The organism is Collinsella sp. AM17-1, from assembly GCF_003470665.1.
Lineage (GTDB): Bacteria > Actinomycetota > Coriobacteriia > Coriobacteriales > Coriobacteriaceae > Collinsella.
The window spans coordinates 1-1,450 of the sequence record NZ_QRJZ01000042.1; the positions used below are offsets into that span (position 1 = coordinate 1).

2 protein-coding genes are annotated in these 1,450 nt (G+C 62.8%); both read left to right on the forward strand.

Annotated elements, in window-relative coordinates:
- The first annotated feature begins 47 nt into the window (after positions 1 to 47).
- The gene (locus tag DW195_RS10230) at positions 48 to 563 is read left to right on the forward strand and encodes a helix-turn-helix domain-containing protein (RefSeq protein ID WP_117786972.1); all 516 of its coding nucleotides are present in this window, start codon (positions 48 to 50) and stop codon (positions 561 to 563) included.
- The gene (locus tag DW195_RS10235) at positions 506 to 1,411 is read left to right on the forward strand and encodes an IS3 family transposase (RefSeq protein WP_233502706.1); all 906 of its coding nucleotides are present in this window, start codon (positions 506 to 508) and stop codon (positions 1,409 to 1,411) included. The genes DW195_RS10230 and DW195_RS10235 overlap by 58 nt, the downstream gene beginning before the upstream one ends.
- Positions 1,412 to 1,450 lie beyond the last annotated feature (39 nt).

Consider the following 1,450-nt stretch of genomic DNA (forward strand, 5'->3'; position numbering starts at 1 on the left):
CGTGAACTGCCTCCCATTTCTTGGACACAAGAATGGGAGGCTTTTTTATGGCTGGAAACGCTTTGTACGACGTCGGGATGAGACTGCGAGCGGCAGAGCTGCACGACGAGGGGCACGGCCGCGCGGCAATCGCGGCCCTTCTCGGGATGCCGGAGGAAACCGTGAGAGAATGGCTGTGCACCTACAGGTCTGCTGGTATCGAGGTTCTGGCCATGATGGGAAAGAAACACACCGCCTATTCGTTCGAGACGAAGCTGGCCGCCGTCAGGGCGGTCGTCGACGAGGGCATGACGAAGCCCGAGGCCATGGAGAAGTTCGGGATAGCCTCGCCAAGCCCTTTCAAGAAATGGCTGAAGGCCTACAGGGAGGAGGGCCCGGAGGCGCTCAGGCCAAAGCCCAGGGGGAGGCCGAGGGGGTCCGGCTCCCCGTCCGGGGAGACGACGCGCGAGCAAGAGCTCGAGCGCAGGATCAAGAAGCTCGAGGCGGAGAACGCCTACCTAAAAAAATCGATCGCCCTGAAGGCGGAGAAACGCTCTCGAACGGCGAGAAGGCCGCGGTCGTGAGCGGGCTTTCAGGGCAATACCCCCTCGCCGACCTGCTCGAGTGCGCCGGCCTGGCGAGGTCGAGCTACTACTACGCGCTGTCGCACCCGAAGGCTCCCACCAGGCCCGAGCTCTGGGAGGCCGCCGCCGAGATATTCTCGCGCACCGCCAACGGGTGCGGCCACAGGCAGATCGCCATGTGCCTGCGCGCCGAGCGGGGCGTGCGCATAGCCGACAAGACGACGCTGAAGATGATGCGCGAGATGGGCATCAGCTGCGGGATCCGCCGCGAGACCGACTACCACAGGTACAACTCGTACAGGGGCAAGGTCGGAAAGACCTTCGAGAACGTCATCGGCAGGGACTTCGCCGCCGACGGGCCGTGGGAGAAGATGGGCACCGACGTCACCGAGTTCAAGCAGCCCTGGGGCAAGGCCTACTTCGCGCCGGTCTACGATTTCGGCAGCAAGGAGATCGTCGCCTGGTCCACGTCGCTGCATCCCAACATGGCCCAGCAGCACGAGCTGCTCGACCAGCTCGTGTCCAAGATGCCCGAGGGCTCCAGGCCGGTCCTGCACTCGGACATGGGCTGGCAGTACCAGCAGGCCGGGTGGTGCAAGCGGTTGGAGGAGGCCGGCGTGGTGCAGAGCATGTCCCGGAAGGGCAACTGCATCGACAACGGCGCGACGGAGCAGGTGTTCGGCCATATGAAGGACGAGTTCTTTCGCGGAAGAAAATGGCCTTGCTTCGAAGACTTCAAGAGAGACCTGGACGAATACATCATCCATTGGAACACGAGAAGGAGGCAGGTTAAACTGAAGGGACTGACCCCGGAGGAATTCCGGAATCAGTCCCTATGTGCGGCGTAGGCCGCTTATTAGCCCGTCCAAGAATTGGGGCGCAGTTCA

Bases quoted from the DNA above. Each gene is read 5' to 3' on its own strand.
- DW195_RS10230 (WP_117786972.1), top strand. From the start codon at position 48: ATGGCTGGAAACGCTTTGTACGACGTCGGGATGAGACTGCGAGCGGCA.